At 67.6% G+C, this 15,324-nt stretch carries 16 protein-coding genes; 4 read left to right on the top strand and 12 right to left on the bottom strand.

What is annotated here, in order from left to right:
• From prcA to AC1DR1_RS10735, 8 genes are all read right to left on the bottom strand, one after another.
• Window positions 1-530: proteasome subunit alpha (gene prcA, locus AC1DR1_RS10770; protein ID WP_476992562.1), on the bottom strand; the 530-nt coding region annotated here is incomplete at its 3' end.
• Between the two features lies 1 nt (window position 531).
• Entirely contained in the window at window positions 532-1,362 is an 831-nt protein-coding gene (prcB, locus tag AC1DR1_RS10765; RefSeq protein ID WP_476992561.1) for a proteasome subunit beta, read from the bottom strand.
• A gap of 86 nt (window positions 1,363-1,448) precedes the next feature.
• Window positions 1,449-1,652, bottom strand: a complete 204-nt coding sequence (locus AC1DR1_RS10760) for a ubiquitin-like protein Pup (RefSeq protein ID WP_090581157.1) — start codon at window positions 1,650-1,652, stop codon at window positions 1,449-1,451.
• Between the two features lie 90 nt (window positions 1,653-1,742).
• Entirely contained in the window at window positions 1,743-3,416 is a 1,674-nt protein-coding gene (dop, locus tag AC1DR1_RS10755; RefSeq protein ID WP_476992560.1) for a depupylase/deamidase Dop, read from the bottom strand.
• Window positions 3,413-5,224, bottom strand: a complete 1,812-nt coding sequence (arc, locus tag AC1DR1_RS10750) for a proteasome ATPase (RefSeq protein ID WP_229994977.1) — start codon at window positions 5,222-5,224, stop codon at window positions 3,413-3,415. The genes dop and arc overlap by 4 nt, the downstream gene beginning before the upstream one ends.
• A gap of 84 nt (window positions 5,225-5,308) precedes the next feature.
• Window positions 5,309-6,403 carry a tRNA (adenine-N1)-methyltransferase gene (locus tag AC1DR1_RS10745; protein WP_229994978.1) on the bottom strand — a complete coding sequence of 365 codons (1,095 nt, stop codon included), beginning with the start codon at window positions 6,401-6,403 and terminating at the stop codon, window positions 5,309-5,311.
• Between the two features lie 101 nt (window positions 6,404-6,504).
• On the bottom strand, window positions 6,505-7,692 hold the full coding sequence (locus AC1DR1_RS10740; protein WP_229994979.1) for a site-2 protease family protein: 1,188 nt from the start codon (window positions 7,690-7,692) through the stop codon (window positions 6,505-6,507).
• Entirely contained in the window at window positions 7,685-8,482 is a 798-nt protein-coding gene (locus AC1DR1_RS10735) for an HAD family hydrolase (RefSeq protein WP_476992559.1), read from the bottom strand. Before AC1DR1_RS10735 ends, AC1DR1_RS10740 begins: the two co-directional genes overlap by 8 nt.
• Before the next feature lie 164 nt (window positions 8,483-8,646).
• Between AC1DR1_RS10735 and AC1DR1_RS10730 the strand changes: the two genes are divergently transcribed.
• Together AC1DR1_RS10730 and AC1DR1_RS10725 are read left to right on the top strand one after the other, a co-directional pair.
• A complete protein-coding gene (locus tag AC1DR1_RS10730) occupies window positions 8,647-9,552 on the top strand; it encodes a PAC2 family protein (protein ID WP_229994981.1) in 906 nt (301 codons plus the stop codon).
• A gap of 263 nt (window positions 9,553-9,815) precedes the next feature.
• Window positions 9,816-10,334: a DUF1269 domain-containing protein gene (locus AC1DR1_RS10725; protein ID WP_229994982.1), complete on the top strand. Its 519-nt coding sequence runs from the start codon at window positions 9,816-9,818 to the stop codon at window positions 10,332-10,334.
• 17 nt (window positions 10,335-10,351) lie between these two features.
• Here AC1DR1_RS10725 and mshC read toward each other — a convergent pair whose 3' ends face one another.
• Together mshC and AC1DR1_RS10715 are read right to left on the bottom strand one after the other, a co-directional pair.
• A complete protein-coding gene (gene mshC, locus AC1DR1_RS10720) occupies window positions 10,352-11,632 on the bottom strand; it encodes a cysteine--1-D-myo-inosityl 2-amino-2-deoxy-alpha-D-glucopyranoside ligase (RefSeq protein WP_229994983.1) in 1,281 nt (426 codons plus the stop codon).
• A gap of 15 nt (window positions 11,633-11,647) precedes the next feature.
• Entirely contained in the window at window positions 11,648-12,481 is an 834-nt protein-coding gene (locus tag AC1DR1_RS10715; protein WP_229994984.1) for an undecaprenyl-diphosphate phosphatase, read from the bottom strand.
• Between the two features lie 52 nt (window positions 12,482-12,533).
• Here AC1DR1_RS10715 and AC1DR1_RS10710 point away from each other — a divergent pair, with 52 nt between their 5' ends.
• Entirely contained in the window at window positions 12,534-13,469 is a 936-nt protein-coding gene (locus AC1DR1_RS10710; RefSeq protein ID WP_229994985.1) for an aldo/keto reductase, read from the top strand.
• Between the two features lie 59 nt (window positions 13,470-13,528).
• On the opposite strand, the gene AC1DR1_RS10705 is transcribed toward AC1DR1_RS10710, so the two are convergent.
• Window positions 13,529-13,804 carry a hypothetical protein gene (locus AC1DR1_RS10705; RefSeq protein WP_229994986.1) on the bottom strand — a complete coding sequence of 92 codons (276 nt, stop codon included), beginning with the start codon at window positions 13,802-13,804 and terminating at the stop codon, window positions 13,529-13,531.
• A 39-nt stretch (window positions 13,805-13,843) separates the two neighbouring features.
• Here AC1DR1_RS10705 and AC1DR1_RS10700 point away from each other — a divergent pair, with 39 nt between their 5' ends.
• Window positions 13,844-14,077 (top strand): DUF5703 family protein, encoded by a 234-nt coding sequence (locus tag AC1DR1_RS10700; RefSeq protein WP_018772920.1) that lies wholly within the window; start codon window positions 13,844-13,846, stop codon window positions 14,075-14,077.
• A gap of 72 nt (window positions 14,078-14,149) precedes the next feature.
• Here AC1DR1_RS10700 and AC1DR1_RS10695 read toward each other — a convergent pair whose 3' ends face one another.
• Window positions 14,150-15,313 (bottom strand): acyl-CoA dehydrogenase family protein, encoded by a 1,164-nt coding sequence (locus AC1DR1_RS10695; protein ID WP_229994987.1) that lies wholly within the window; start codon window positions 15,311-15,313, stop codon window positions 14,150-14,152.
• Between the last annotated feature and the right edge of the window lie 11 nt (window positions 15,314-15,324).

The following is a 15,324-nucleotide window of genomic DNA, read 5'->3' as shown; positions in this document are numbered from 1 at the left end:
TGTGTAGTAGAGAGAGCGCCCTGCCAGCCCGCCGCGACAGCTTCGGAAACCTTGTCCGCCTGCCCGCCCTTCACGATGAAGCCGTGCTCATCGGCAATGGACGCGTCAAAGGTCAGACGGTACAGATGGTCCGCCTCCTGGGTTTGAGCGACTTCGGCCACGGCCAGTTCCACCTCGAAAGGTTTCTGTTCTGCCGTAAACACCGCGCCGAGGCTCTGCGCGTACACGCTCGCGAGGCCGCGGGCCGTGACGTCCTCGCGGTCGTAGGAGTAGCCGCGGACATCCGCGTACCGCACCCCGGCTTGGCGCAGGCTCTCGAATTCGTTGTACTTCCCGACCGCCGCAAACGCGATTTTGTCGTAGATCTCGCCGATCTTGTGCAGTGACGGGGACGGGTTCTCCGCCACGAGGGCAATCCCGTCCTGGCAACTGATGACAACCACCGAGCGTCCGCGGGCGATGCCCTTCCGTGCGAAATCCGCACGGTCCTTCATGAGCTGTTCGGGGGATACGTAGAACTGCTGGGTCATCTCAGGCCTCCCGCTGGGCGACGGTCCGGGACTCGATGACGCGAACCGCCACGGCGGCGAGATCGCGGTCCGGGACCCGGACGGCGCCGGTTCGGTTCACGATGTACACCACTGGCCACAATTGCCGGACCGGGTCCGGGCCGCCCGTGGCGGAGTCGTCGTCGGCGGCGTCGTACAGAGCCTCGACGGCGACCGCCACAGCATCCTGCTCCGAGAGGCCGGGCCGCCACAGTTTTTTCAGCGCGCCGCGGGCGAACATCGAACCGGATCCCACCGCATGGTGTTCCTGCTCCTCATAGCGGCCGCCCGTGACGTCGTAGGAGARGAGCCGGCCGAAGCCTGCGGGCCGGTCGAATCCCGCGAACAAGGGAACGACGGCGAGGCCCTGCATGGCCATGGGCAGGTTGCCGCGCACCATGGCGCCGAGCCGGTTCGCCTTGCCGTCCAGGCTGAGGAGCGTGCCCTCGATTTTCTCGTAGTGTTCGAGTTCAACCTGGAACAGCCGGGTGATGTCCAATGCGATTCCGGCGGTTCCGGCGATGCCCAGCACGGAGTACTGGTCGGCGGGGAAGACCTTCTCAATGTGCCGGCTCGCGATCACGTTGCCCATGGTGGCGCGGCGGTCCCCGGCCATCAACACTCCCCCGGCGTAGGTCATCGCCACGATCGTGGTCCCGTGCGGGGCCTGCAGCGGTGCCGCCGAATGGGCCGCGGGCAGCTGGTTGAAAGGCACTTGGCCGAAGGGCATTAAGTCGGGCCGTTCGCGCTGCAGATGCTCGGTGAATGAGGACGTCGCGTTGGCTGCTACTCGGTTGGCTGTTGTTTCCTGCACTAACGCTCTCCCTCAACGTGGTGGATCAACGACTCTTCCGGCCCTTAGCCCCTCCCGCCGCCCTCATCCGGCGGCCGGCGGCGCTCCTACTGGCCGCCCTTTTGGACGAAGGCGCGGACGAATTCCTCGGCGTTGGACTCCAGCACGCCGTCGATCTCGTCGAGGAGATCGTCGACGCCCTGGGTGGCTGCCGACGCCTGGGCGTCCCCTGGGGCCGGCGGCGCGGCGGGGACGTCCTCGTCAACCTCGGTGTCCCGCGACTGCGGCTGCTGCTGCTCCTGGCCTGCCATTGTTCTCTCCTTCATGTCCGTCCCTTTTCTCCTAAGGGACATCCTGTAGCAATAGTGCCACGCCCGGGGCGCCCGCGGGGGGCTTTGTTCCTAGGAACCGGGGCTGAGTCCCAGCAGTTCCGCCAGGAACGTTGCGGCCTCCCGGTGCCGGGCAAACAGGCCGCCTGTGAGAGCTTCGGTTCCGCGCAGCGGCTCGCGGGTAGGGACCCGCTGGAGCCTGCCGCGGCCGGGGACATCGAAGATCACCGAGTCCCAGCTGGCCCCCGCGAGGTCTGCGCCGAACCGGCTGACGCAGCGTCCGCGGAAGTACGCCCGCGTGTCCGACGGCGGTTCGGTTACCGCGCGGGCGATCGCGGCGTCGTCCACGATCCGCTGCATCCGGTCGCGGGCCAGGAGCCGGTAGTACAGCCCTTTTTCGGGGCGGATGTCGGCCCACTGCAGGTCCACGAGGCCCAGCCGCGCGCTGTCCCAGCCCAGGCCGTCCCGCTGCCGGTAGCCCTCCAGCAGGGACAGCTTGGCGAGCCACTCCACCGAGGACGCGGCCGCCGCCCGGTCGCCGCCGAGTTCGCTCAACGTGGCGGACCACCGTTCCAGGACCTCGTGGGTGTGGCCGTCACCGTCCACCGCGTCCGCGACGCCGGTGTCCTGCGCATGCTTCGAAGCGGCCTCCAAGTAGATCCACTGCAGGTCCAGGGCGGTGATCCGTCGGCCGTCGCCCAGGCGCAGCAGCGCGGTGAGCGAGGTGTCGTGGCTGACGGCCTGCAGCGCGGCGACGGGCTCGTGGATTTCAATCCGCGGCGCCAGCCCGGCTTCGATCAGGCTCAGGACCATGGCGGTGGTGCCGAACTTGAGGAAGTTGGACGCCTGGCTGAGGTTGGCGTCGCCAATGATGACATGCAGCCTGCGGTATTTGTCCGCCGTGGCGTGGGGCTCGTCCCGAGTGTTGATGATGGGGCGGCGGATGGTGGTTTCCAGGCCCACTTCGGTTTCGAAGAAGTCAGCGCGCTGGCTGATCTGGTAGCCGGACCGGGCGCTGTCCTGCCCGAGGCCCACCCGTCCGGCACCGCAAATGATCTGCCGGGTGACGAAAAACGGCGTGAGGCCGCGCACGATCTCGCCGAACGGCACCGAGCGGGGCATCAGGTAGTTCTCGTGCGAGCCGTAGGAGACGGACTTGTTGTCTGTGTTGTTCTTGTACAGATTGACCGGCGGCAGGTCGGGATCGGCGGCGAGGCGCCGGACGGCGGCCAACGCCACGAGGTCGCCGGCGGCGTCCCACGTCACGGCGGCGCGGGGGTTGGTCACCTCGGGGCTGGAATACTCCGGATGGGCGTGGTCCACGTACAGCCGTGCGCCGTTGCCCAGGACCATGTTCATGAGCAGCGTGCCGGACTCGTCCTCGCCGTCTGCCTCGAGTTCCTGCCGGCCGTATGCGAGAGCGATCGCCTCGGCGTCGAGGACAGGAGGCTGGTCGGTCAGCTGTTCCGGATCCGCGCTGCCGCGCTCGAGGGTCCAGCCGCGGGCGTCGTGCAGCGGCTCCTCATCGGTGTAGTCCCACCGCGTTTCGGCGCCGCCGGCGGCGCGCTGCCGCGATACCTGGGCGTATGCCTGGATGACCCGGGCTGACATCATCGTGGCGTTGGCTCCGGGGGCCGAGGGCGCGTGGATGCCGTATTCGGTCTCCGAGCCCATCACCCTCATCGCCCCGCCGACCGGCAGCCCGCCCGCAGTGTCGGCAGGCCTGCCGGGGACAACAGCCGTCACAGGTACTGCCCTGTGCTGGGCATCGTCTCGATGGACTTCCCGGGCTCTTGGCCGGCCTTGCCCTGGACGATGGTGCGGATATACGTGATGCGCTCGCCCTTCTTGCCGGAGATCCGTGCCCAGTCGTCCGGGTTGGTGGTGTTGGGCATGTCCTCGTGTTCACGGAACTCGTCCACGACCGCCCGGAGCAGGTGGTCGATCCGCAGGCCCTTCTGCCCGATGGTCAACAGGTCCTTGATGGCGTACTTCTTGGCCCGGTCCACGACGTTCTGCACCACGGCGCCGGAATTGAAGTCCTTGAAGTAGAGCATTTCGGTGTCGCCATTGGCGTACGTGACCTCGAGATATTCGTTGGACTTCTCGGTGGAGTACATCGCCTCGACGGTCCGCTGCACCATGGCGTCCACTGTCGCCTGCACGTCGCCGTTGTGCTCGGCGAGGTCGGTCTCGTGGAAAGGCAGGTCCGTGGTGATGTACTTGTTGAAGATGTCGGCCGCGGCCTCGGCGTCGGGTCGCTGGATCTTGACCTTGACGTCCAGGCGGCCCGGGCGCAGGATCGCCGGATCGATCATGTCTTCCCGGTTGGAGGCGCCGATCACGATCACGTTGTCCAGCCGTTCGACGCCGTCGATCTCGCTGAGGAGCTGCGGGACGATGGTTGTTTCGACGTCGGAGGAAATGCCCGTGCCGCGGGTGCGGAACAGGGAATCCATTTCGTCGAAGAACACCACCACCGGGCTGCCTTCGGAGGCCTTCTCCCGGGCGCGCGCGAAGATCAGGCGGATGTGCCGTTCGGTCTCGCCGACGTACTTGTCGAGCAGCTCGGGTCCCTTGATGTTCAGGAAATAGCTCTTCATGTCCGTCTTGCCGGCGCGCTCGGCGGCGCGCGCGGCCAACGAGTTGGCCACGGCTTTGGCGATCAGGGTCTTGCCGCAGCCGGGCGGGCCGTACAGCAGGATGCCTTTGGGCGCCTTCAGCCCGTGCTCCCGGTACAGGTCCGGATGCAGGAACGGCAGTTCGACGGCGTCGCGGATCTGTTCGATCTGCGGACCGAGGCCGCCGATGTCCTGGTAGGTGATGTCCGGGACTTCCTCGAGCACGAGGTTCTCCACCTCAGAGCGCGGGATTTTTTCCAGCGCGTAACCGGTGCGTGAATCGATAGACAGTGCGTCGCCGACCCGGAGCCGCTGGGCGAGCAGGGCACCGGAGAGCCGGATGACCCGCTCCTCGTCGGCGCGGCCCACTACCAGGGCGCGGTCCGGCCCCAGCATTTCCTTCAGCGTGACAAGGTCACCGGCCCGTTCGTAGCCTAGCCCGGCGACCACCATGAGGGCTTCGTTAAGCAGGACTTCCTGCCCGACGGCCAGTTGGCTGATGTTGACCAGCGGGCTGATCCCCACCCGCATCTTGCGGCCGGCGTTGAAGATATCCACGGATTCTTCCGTGGCCGCCTGGCCGCTGTTCCCGGCCGTCGGCTGTCGCTTCGGGTTGAGTTGGAGGATTGTGCCGAAGCTGTACGGCGGCTGTCCCTCCTGGTCGAGGGCGTTCTTCAGCCGCAGGATCTCGGCCTTGGCCGTTTCCAGCATGCTGACCAGCTTGGAGTTGTTCTGCGTGGCGGCAGCAAGCTGACGGTCAATGTGGCGGAGCTTGTCCCGGAGGATGTTGACCTGCCGCTCTGCGACTGACAGTTCACTGGCGGCGTACCGTTCACCCTCGCCGGCTGCGGGCCGGGCCGCGTCCGTGCGTGCGGCAGCATCCGCTGCGCCCTCGGCCGGTGTGCGGCCCGGGTCAGTATTCGGAGTCTCCATCGTGCATCAGCCCCTTCCTGCTCTTCTGTTAAGACCATAGCCCTAAGAAGGCGGGTGCCGCTGGAGACATCCGAAATATGCTGCCTAGTTCGTTATCTCCGGGGCGTCGACGACATTTGTTCCGGCGATTGCGTCACGGGCGGCGCGGCGCAGCTTCTTGTCCGAGACCGCCCGCTCGCCGACGGCGCCCGGGGTCCAGGCGTTGACGTCTTCTTCGTTAAAGTCGGTCTTGGAGGGGCGGCGTTTCACCGAAATTCCCGTGACACCGTCGGCGAGGCGGCGGGTTACCAGCAGGAAGCCCGTGTGGGCGACCATGCGGTGGTCCGGGCGCACGGCCAGGCCCTCGAGATGCCAGCCGCGGACCATGGATTCCCACGCGTCGGGTTCGGTGAACCTTCCGTCCGCGCGGATGGCTTCGGCTGTCCGCGAAAGCTGCGTCACAGTCGCGACATAATTGATCCACACTCCCCCGGGTGCCAGGACCGTGGCGACGGCGTCGAGGCATTCCCACGGGGCGAGCATGTCCAGGACCACGCGGTCCACGGAGCCGGGTTCCTCGGTGCGCACCACTTCCTCCTGGAAGTCGCCGAGTGAGATCTTCCAGGCCGGGTGCGGGCCGCCGAAGATGGTCTCGACGTTGCCGCGGGCGATGTCCGCGAACTCCTGGCGGCGTTCAAAGGAATGCAGGTAGCCGTTGTCCCCCACCGCGCGCAGCAAGGAGATGGACAGGGCGCCCGAGCCGACGCCGGCTTCAACAACGCGCGCGCCGGGGAAGATGTCCGCCATGGTCACGATCTGGCCGGCGTCCTTGGGGTAGACCACGGCTGCGCCGCGCGGCATCGAGAGCACGAAGTCCGAGAGCAGCGGGCGCAGGGTCTGGTACTGCTGTCCGACGTTGTTGACGACCACCGAGCCGTCAGGCTTGCCGATGATCTCATCATGGTTCAGGAATCCCCGGTGGGTGTGGAATGCCCCGCCGACCTCGAGCGTGATCGTGTTCATGCGGCCGCGTTCGTCCGTGAGCTGGACCCGCTCGCCTTCGCGGAACGGTCCGCGGCGGCGCGCCGCGCCGGTCGCACCGTTCGCGGTGGTGGCGGCGGTGGTTTCACCTGCGGCGGTCTTAGTGCCTGCGGCAGTGTTGATGCCGGCGGCGGCGTTGGCGGCAGTGTCGCTGCTCATGAAGATGTTCCTCGCTCCTGTAAAGCTGTGTGGCCGCGGACATGCCGGCGGCCACCGGTCCTTGCGCGTGGGGGCCGGAAAATCACGACCGCCCAGTAACTCTACCGGTTCTGTCCCTGGTTCTGGCGTTCGTTCCGGTACTTGCCTGTGATGGCACGCAGGACGGCGGACTGGCGCAGCAGCCCGGTGACGGCGCCCTCTCGGTCCACCACCGCGTAGTCCTGGCCTTCGATCTGGGCCAGGTACTGGACCAGTTCCTGGCCTTTGGACCATTCGGGGACATAGGCGCCGGCGCCAAGGGGGTAGGAGACCGCGGTCAGGGCGGTCGCTGCGGCCAGGTCGGCAGGCACGGTGGCGGCCGCTGCGGCGTCCACGATGCCCACGGGGCGGCCGTCCCGGTCGCACAGCACCACGGCGGGCTTTCCTGCCGGCGCCCGGTCCTGGAGGTCTGCGACCGTGGCGGTTTCAGGGAGGCCGACGGCGGGTTCGGCGAGGGCCGCGGCATCGACAAGGTACAGCCGGCTCCGCAGGCGGGCCTGCTGGATCGACGCCGACGCCCCCATCCACAGGAAGCTGCCCACCAGGGCGGTGATGAGGGTGAAGGAAATATCCGGCCGTGCGCCGCTGAGCAGGGGCAGGACAATGAACCACAGGGCCAGGCCGATCACGATGATCCGGCCGGCCCAACCGGCGGCAATGGTGCCCTTTTCCTGGCTGCCGGTGGCTTTCCAGACGGCGGATTCGACCAGCCGGCCCCCGTCCAGCGGAAGGCCGGGAAGCACGTTGAAGATGCCGATCAGCAGGTTGGCCCAGACGAAGATGTTGGCCAGGATGTCGGCCACGCCGCTCAGGTTCCCGTACGCGAGCGGGAGCCAGCCGGCGCCGGCAAGGGCGAAGTTCGCCGCCGGGCCTGCCATCGCCACCAGGACGGAGCGGCCGGGTGAGGCAGTGAAGCTCTGGAACTGGGTGTGGCCGCCCCAGAGGTTGAGGACAATTTTCTCCGTGGGCCAGTGGAAAATCTTGGCGGTCAGCGCGTGCGCGAGTTCGTGGGCCAGCACGGAGATCAGGAGCAGCAGCGCGTAGGCGAAGGCGACGAAGAAGGCGGTGACGCCGAGGCGCGGATTGTTGCTCTGCAGGACCGGCCCGTACGCGATCACCGTGAAGGCCGCGATGATGAACCAGGAATACGCCAGAAAAACCGGAATGCCGGCGATGCGGCCCAGCGGGATCCCCTCACGGCGGCTTGCCGGGTTCTTGCCGGGCTGTCCGTGGCCGCCGGTGTCAGCCACGGGGACGGCTCCCGGTCGGGGTGCCGGCCAGGGCGGCGGTCGAGTGGGGCGGCGAGAGAGCGGCTGAGTCCGCCGCGCCCCCGAAGGTGGCGTCCGGGAATTCGTGCCGCAGGGCCACGAGCTCTTCCAGGTCCGCAACCGTGCGGCCTTCAAGGGTGTCCCAGGTGGCGCGGCGGGGATCGTCCGGGAGGGGCAGGATGTGCGGGATGGCGACCGTGACGACCCCGGAGGCCACGGCGGCGGCGACACCCGGCACGGAATCTTCCAGGGCCACGCAGTGGTGCAGGCCGAGCTCGGGGTCCTGCTGCTGCAGGAGCTCAACGGCCGTCAGGTACGCTTCCGGGTGCGGCTTCCCCTGCGTGACCGTGTCCCCCGTGACGAGGAACTCGAAGTAGGGCTCCGGCAGGCTCGCAACGATCTCCCGGGCCAGCGGGGCTTCGGACATGGTGACGAGGGCGCAGCGGACGCCGGCGTTGTACAGTTCGTCGAGCAGTTCGCGGGCGCCGGGGCGCCAAGGAACGCAGTTCCGGACCTGGCTGACCACATGGCCGGTGAGGGTGTCGATGATGTCGCGCCGTTCCATCGCCACGCCGGCTTCCTGCAGGATGCCCGCGGAAAACGTCAGGGACTGTCCCACGAGCTGCATGGCCTGGTCCTGGGACCATTGTCCGCCGTGGGCTTCAACGAGCGCGCGTTCGGCTTCGATCCAGTAGGGCTCGGTGTCGACAATGGTGCCATCCATGTCCCAGAGCGCTGCTTTAAGGAGGGGCCGGGACGCTGAGGATTGCATGCCTTCCAGTCTACGGGGAAGCCCGCGGCCGGGTGCCCGCGCTACGCCTACGGCGAATTCCGACTTCCCGGCCGCGGGATTCCGGGCGGAAATTGGGCGGAAATGGGGCACGCTCAGTGCCGTATTGCCTGCGCGGGGCGGGGTCTTGGACGTAGGGTGATGGCATGAACAGCTTCGAGGCAGACCCCACCGAACCAGGCGCCGTCTCCGAGCCGGAGCGGCTGCTGCAGCCCGTCCCCGAGGGCCGGCGGATCACCGTCATGCTGGCGGCCTTTGAAGGCTGGAACGACGCCGGGGAAGCCGCCAGCGATGCCCTGCGCTATCTGAACAAGCTCTGGGGCGGCAAGAAGGTCGCTGCGATCGACGCGGACGAGTACTACGACTTCCAGTTCACCCGGCCCACGATCCGCCGGACGGCGGCCGGTGAGCGGAAGATCAAGTGGCCCTCCACTCGCATCTTCAAGGCCAGCGTCCCCGACTCGAACGTGGACGTCATCTTCGTCCAGGGCACCGAGCCCTCCTACAAGTGGCGTGCCTACACGGCGGAGCTGCTGGTGCATGCCGAGGCCCTGCATGTGGACTACGTCATCCTGGTCGGTGCGCTGCTGGCTGACGTGCCGCACAGCCGCCCGATTCCGGTCAGCACTTCGACGGACGACGCCGCACTGCGTGAGCGGATGGACTTGGAGGCCTCGCAGTACGAGGGGCCGGTGGGGATTGTCGGCGTGCTCGGCGAGGTGGCGTTGCTGGCCGGGCTCCCGACGGTCTCGCTCTGGGCGGCCGTGCCGCATTATGTGGCCCAGGCGCCGTCACCGAAAGCTCAGCTGGCCCTGCTGCACCGGATCGAGGAGCTGGTCCAGGTCCCCCTGGACACCACGGAACTGGTGGAGGAGGCCGACGCGTGGGAGCGCGGCGTGGACGAACTCGCCACCGAGGATCCCGAAATTGCGGCGTATGTCCGCCAGCTGGAGGAGGCCAAGGACACCGCCGACCTCCCGGAGGCCAGCGGCGAATCGATCGCCCGCGAGTTCGAGCGCTACCTTAAGCGCCGGGGCAAGGACAAGCCCTAGGCCGTACCTGCCTTCTTATCTGCGGAATCCACGGACCCTTCCAAGGGTTCTTCCCCGGGCCAGAGTCTTATGACCCTGCCGGTGGGCGCCTGTCGGGGCAAGAGTGGGACCTGCGCTACCGGTTGGGGTACCGTCCCGGCCTGGGCCGGGCAGGCCTCCCCCCCGCTCGGGATTCGGTTCTGTCCGACACCCTCGGGACCGGCAGCGTCGAGGAAGAAGCGGAGTGGCCGTTACGCCGGCCAGAACCCAGTGGAGGTCACACCATGTCAGAGCACAACTACACCTTGTTCGTGTCCTCGTACGCCGACGAGGACTCGGCGGCAGAGGATTTCAAGGCGATCAAAAGCATGGACGACGCGGCCGTGGCTGCTGCGGTGGTCCTGTCGCGTGACGCTTCGGGCAAGACCGAGGTCAAGGAGCACGGGGGCGGACTGGTCGCCGGCGGCACTACGGCCGGCGCCATCGGCGGGCTGGTGGTCGGTCTGTTCGCTCCGCCGCTCCTGCTGTCCGGCGTGATCGGTGCCGGAATCGGCGCAGGTGTTGGCGCCATCAGGAAGCGGCACGAGGAGAAGGCCATCGGCGTCAACGCGGACGAGTGGCTGCCGCCGGGCTCCTCGGCGATCGTGGCCCTCGTCGACGACCTCTACCTCGACCGAGTCGACAAGGCGATCGACAAGGCCACCAAGAGGGTCAGCAAGGCTGTCGAAAGTGGTGACTACGACGCCGTGGTCAAGGCCATCAACGAGGGTGACCAGAAGATCATCGACGCCGCTTCGTCCTGATCGGCCGAGGCGGCGGGTTAGAGCTCGACGCCGAGCAGGGCGTTGACGGCGTCGTTCACCAGCGCGGCGTCCGTGGCCGCGGCGGTCCCCGGGGATTCCAGGGCGGACTTGGCCCAGACGTCGACGGCGGCGAGGGCGCCGGGCGCGTTGAGGTCGTTGGCGAGTTCGGTCCGCATCCGGCCGATCAGGGCCGCGGCGGAGCCGTGGGGAGCCACGGCGAGGGCCTCGCGCCAGGTGCGGAGCCGGTCTTTGGCTTCGGCGAACCCGTCGACGGTCCAGGACCAGTCCGTGCGGTAGTGGTGGGCCAGGATCGCCAGGCGGATTGCGGCCGGCTCTTCCCCGTCGGCGCGGAGCCTGGAGACCAGGACCAGGTTGCCCTTGGACTTGCTCATCTTTTCCCCGTCGAGGCCCACCATGCCTGCGTGCGCGAAGTGGCGGGCCAGCGGCACGCCGGCCAGCGAGTACGCGTGGCCGGCACCCATTTCGTGGTGCGGGAAGACGAGGTCCGAGCCGCCGCCTTGGACGGTAAACGGCTTGGGTAGGTACTCCTGGGCGATTACGGTGCATTCGACGTGCCAGCCGGGCCGGCCCTCCCCCAGCTCGCCGCCGGGCCAGCGGGGCTCGCCCTCGCGGGCAACCCGCCAAAGCAGCGGGTCCAGCGCCTGGCGCTTCCCGGCCCGGCCCGGGTCTCCGCCGCGTTCGGCGAAGAGTTCCAGCATTTCGGCGTCGGAGAGGCCGGAAATCGATCCCAGGGTCCAGGCGTCGACGGCGTCGGCCGAGTGTTTCCCGGCGGCTTCGACGTCGTAGTACACGTCGCCGTCGGGCTCGCCGCCGGTGCCGGGGACGCGGTACGCGAGCCCGCTGTGCAGGAGGCGCTCGATGGCGGGAACGATCAGGGGAACGGCCTCGACGGCACCGATGTAGTGATCCGGGGCGAGGACGTTCAGGGCCTCCATGTCGGTCTGGAAAAGCTCGATCTGGCTCGCGGCGAGTTCGCGCCAGTCGACGCCGGTGGCCGTCGCGCGCTCCAGGAGGGGATCGTCGACGTCGGTCACGTTCTGGACGTAGGCGACGTGCTGGCGGCCGTCCCGCCACGCGCGGTTCAGGAGGTCGAAGGCGACATAGCTGGCCGCGTGGCCCATGTGCGTGGCGTCATAGGGGGTGATGCCGCAGACATACATGGACTGCTCACCGGTGGCCTCCAGGGTGACGATTCCGCCCTTGGCGGTGTCGAAGAGGCGCACGGCGGGCATGCTGCCGGGGAGCTGGGCAACAGGGCGGGAGATCCAGGATTTCACAGCCCAAGCCTAGTGCTAGGCGCTGATGACATTGAAACCGAGCAGCAGGAACAGGGACATACCCAGGAGGATCCGGTACCAGACAAAGAGCCGGTAGCCGCGGGTGGAGACGTACTTCAGGAACCAGCCAATGATGACGTAGCCCACAATGAAGGCGATCACGGTGGCCAGGGCCGTTTCCGCGAGCCCGTACGGGCCGGTGATGCCTTCCTTGGAAACCACCTTGTACAGCTGGTACAGGCCGCTGCCGAACACGGCGGGGATGGCCAGCAGGAACGAATACCGGGCCGCCGCCTCACGGGTGTAGCCCATCAGGAGCCCGGCGCTGATGGTGCCGCCGGAGCGGGACACGCCAGGGAACAGGGCCAGGGCCTGCGCGAGTCCGTAATATAGGCCATGTTTGTAGGTCAGCTGCGTCAGTTCGCGGTTCTGCCGGCCGATGGTGTCGGCCACCGCGAGGACCATGCCGAACACAATCAGCATGGTCGCGACGCCCCATAGGCTGCGGAGCACCGACTCGATCTGGTCCTGGAACAACAGGCCGAGGACGATGATCGGGACGCTGCCCAGGATCACCAGCCAGCCCATGCGCGCATCCGGGTCATGCCGGGACGCTTTGCCGGTCAGCGAAGCGGACCACGCGCGGATGATCCGCAGGATGTCGCGCCAGAAATAGACAATTACAGCCGTCTCGGTGCCCAGCTGGGTGATGGCCGTAAAGGCCGCGCCGGGGTCTGACGCCTCCGGCAGGAAGGCGCCGACAATCCGCAGATGGGCGCTCGAGGAAATCGGGAGGAACTCGGTCAGCCCCTGTACCAGGCCCAGCAGAGCCGCTTGTATCCAGTTCACGTTTATAGACCCTACGTTATGAAGCAGGGCGAATCCCCGTAAGCTTGCTGGCATGCAGCAGCGTTATGTCGGCAACAGTGGGTTGCGCGTGTCCGCCCTATCCCTTGGCACCATGTCCTGGGCCCGGGAAACCGAGGAACAGGATGCGGCCGCCCTGGTGCGGTCCTTCGTCGATGCCGGCGGAACCCTGATCGACACCGCGGCATCCTACGCCGACGGGCAGGCCGAGGCGATGCTCGGCGGAATGCTGGGCGACGTCGTCGCCCGTTCCGAAGTGGTGATCTCCACGAAGGCCGGACTGACGACGGCGGACGGGCGCCGCAGCGTCGACACGTCCCGCAACGGCATGCTCTCCGGGCTTGACGCGAGCCTTGCCCGGCTGGGCACCGACTATGTGGATCTCTGGTTCGCGCACGCCTGGGATTCAAATGTGCCGCTGGAGGAGACCCTGTCCGCGCTGGACCACGCCGTGCGGTCCGGCCGGGCACGTTACGCCGGCGTCTCCAATTTCAACGGCTGGCAGACAGCCAAGGCCGCCGCCATTGCGGGCTTTCCCCTCGTGGCCAACCAGTCCGAATACTCGCTCCTGCAGCGCAGCGCGGAGATTGAACTGATTCCGGCCATCGAGGACGCCGGGCTCGGCCTGATGGCCTGGGGTCCGATCGGACGCGGCGTCCTGAGCGGTAAATACCGCGGGCACATTCCCGGGGATTCCCGTGCCGCCAACCAGCGGCTCGCCACGTACGTGGAGCCTTATCTCGAGGCGCCGGCGTCAAGCGTGGTGGAAGCCGTCGCCATGGCGGCGAAGGGGCTCGGCCGGACGCCCCTGGATGTGTCGCTGAGCTGGCTCCTGTCCCAGCAAGGGGTGGCCACCGCGGTGGTCGGCCCCCGGACGCAGGTTCAGCTCAAGGAGATCCTGGATTCGGCCCTCGCGCCGCTTCCGCCGGAGATCGCCCAGGCCCTCGAGGATGTGTCCGACCCGGCCTGAGGCCGGTCCGGGGGTTCCGCAGGACCTGATTCTCTGGGTTTGTCCGTTCCCTGAGCCTGTCAGTTCTCTGAGTTCTGCAGGATCTCGAGGTCCTCTTCGTCGTCGATGTCGTCTTCGTCATCGTCGTCTTCGTCGCCGTCGATCACTTCCAGGGGCGTCACTTCCCCATACGCCTCATACAGGGCGTCGTCGTAGACTTCAAAGGCGTCAGCAACGGCGAAGAACGCCGCCTCGACCGCGGGATCCCCATCACTTCTGCGGGCGGAAGCCGCCGCCAGGTGTTCTTCCAATGCAGAGGTCAGTGACTGAAGCGCGACACGCGGATCGATGCTCATGACTTCACGTTAGTCGGAAAAAGACGAAAATGGAGAGCAATGAAAGAACATTTTCTGAGCAGCTCGGTCCGGCGGGAACGGGACTATGTGAAGCAGTACGAGTACCTCGTCCTGACGGTCGGTCCTGAGGATTCCCTGCCTGAGGCACGCCGGCGGCTCGTGGAGCATTCCGAGTACGGCAAATGGGAACTGGAACGCAGCCGCCTCTACGTGGGCGGCGGGCGGCGTTTCTGGTTGCGCCGGAAAGTCATCCAGGTCCAGCGCACCGTCTAGGACTCCCCCGGCGCTGAAACCACGGGCATCGCCGGGAGCGGGGCGACCAACGCCGCGGACCCCGGGGCCGCCTTAGGGTGGGTCCAGCGGGCCCAGCCAGGCGTTCGCCACAGTGTTGTGCGCCGACTCGTCGTCTGACGGGTGGAACATGCCGGCCAGCACATCCCGGTACAACCGCTCCAGCTCGGAGCCGCGGAAGTAGCTGGACCCTCCGGATACCCGGATGGCGAGATCCACCACGGCGCGCGCCGTTTCCGTGGCCCTGACCTTGAGGCCCACGAGCCGGGGGAACCACTGGCCGCCGTGGTCTACGAGTCCGTCGACGTCGGCCGCCACGCGGGACAGCTGCGGGTAGAGCGCATCCATGGCCATCGCCGCCTCTGCCACCTTCCAGCGGATGTCCGGGTCCTGGGCGTAGCTGCGGCCGCCGTTCTTGAATGACGTCCGGCGCTTGACCGCTTCAACCCCGAGCGTGAGGGCCCGTTCGCCGATTCCCGTATAGACCGCGGCGAGCAGGGTTTCGAAGCAGGCAAAGATCGCGAAGATCAGGGGGTCGGCGTTCGGGCCCACCGGCAGTTTCCGGAAGATCCTTTCCGCCGGCACGACGGCGCCGTCCAGGAGGGTCGTGTTGGACTGGCTGGCCCGCATGCCGAGCGTGTCCCAGTCCGGCAGAATCTCGTAGCCGGGCGTTTCCCGGGTCATGAATCCGTGGACCAGTTCCCCGGCGCCGTCCTGGGCGGAGGAGTCCTTCCCGAAAATCCCCAGCCGGGTCCACGCCGGTGACAGGCTCGTGAAGATCTTGCGGCCGGTGAAGCTGTAGCCGCCGTCGGGCAGGGGGACGGCCTCGGTGCGGGAATCGAACAGCACGGAGTCGTTACCGGCCTCCGAATTGCCGAAGGCAAAGACCTCCCCCTGCGCAGCCTCCTGCAGGATGAAATCCAGCGAGGGGTCACCCCGGGCGGCCAGCACCTGGGCGACGCCGGTCCACACCAGGTGCATGTTGACGGCAAGTGCGGTGGCCGGCGCCGCCGTCGCCAGAAGCCGCTGCAGCTGCGCCGCTTCCGCCAGCCTGAGTCCGAGGCCGCCGTCGGCCGCGGGGACAAAAATCTTCAGGTAGCCGGCCGCCTTCAGCTCGGCAAGGTCCTCGTGGAAGAAGGCGTTGTCGCGGTCGTAGCCGGCGGCGCGTCCCCGGATCCGTTCCAGCAGCGGCCCGCTAAGGATGTCCTCGGGCGTCATGGCCGGGTGTC

Source organism: Arthrobacter sp. P4_F10 (assembly GCF_056401435.1).
The sequence above is the reverse complement of the archived record's forward strand: the minus strand, read 5'-3'. Positions and strand labels throughout refer to the sequence as shown.

Excerpts from the sequence above, each read along its gene's own strand:
- AC1DR1_RS10735 (WP_476992559.1), bottom strand. The coding sequence starts at position 8,482 with ATGCAATCCTCAGCGTCCCGGCCCCTCCTTAAAGCAGCGCTCTGGGAC.
- AC1DR1_RS10705 (WP_229994986.1), bottom strand. The coding sequence starts at position 13,804 with ATGAGCATCGATCCGCGTGTCGCGCTTCAGTCACTGACCTCTGCATTG.
- AC1DR1_RS10695 (WP_229994987.1), bottom strand. The coding sequence starts at position 15,313 with ATGACGCCCGAGGACATCCTTAGCGGGCCGCTGCTGGAACGGATCCGG.
- AC1DR1_RS10760 (WP_090581157.1), bottom strand. The coding sequence starts at position 1,652 with ATGGCAGGCCAGGAGCAGCAGCAGCCGCAGTCGCGGGACACCGAGGTT.
- arc (WP_229994977.1), bottom strand. The coding sequence starts at position 5,224 with ATGGAGACTCCGAATACTGACCCGGGCCGCACACCGGCCGAGGGCGCA.
- AC1DR1_RS10730 (WP_229994981.1), top strand. The coding sequence starts at position 8,647 with ATGAACAGCTTCGAGGCAGACCCCACCGAACCAGGCGCCGTCTCCGAG.
- AC1DR1_RS10725 (WP_229994982.1), top strand. The coding sequence starts at position 9,816 with ATGTCAGAGCACAACTACACCTTGTTCGTGTCCTCGTACGCCGACGAG.
- AC1DR1_RS10745 (WP_229994978.1), bottom strand. The coding sequence starts at position 6,403 with ATGAGCAGCGACACTGCCGCCAACGCCGCCGCCGGCATCAACACTGCC.
- AC1DR1_RS10700 (WP_018772920.1), top strand. The coding sequence starts at position 13,844 with ATGAAAGAACATTTTCTGAGCAGCTCGGTCCGGCGGGAACGGGACTAT.
- AC1DR1_RS10710 (WP_229994985.1), top strand. The coding sequence starts at position 12,534 with ATGCAGCAGCGTTATGTCGGCAACAGTGGGTTGCGCGTGTCCGCCCTA.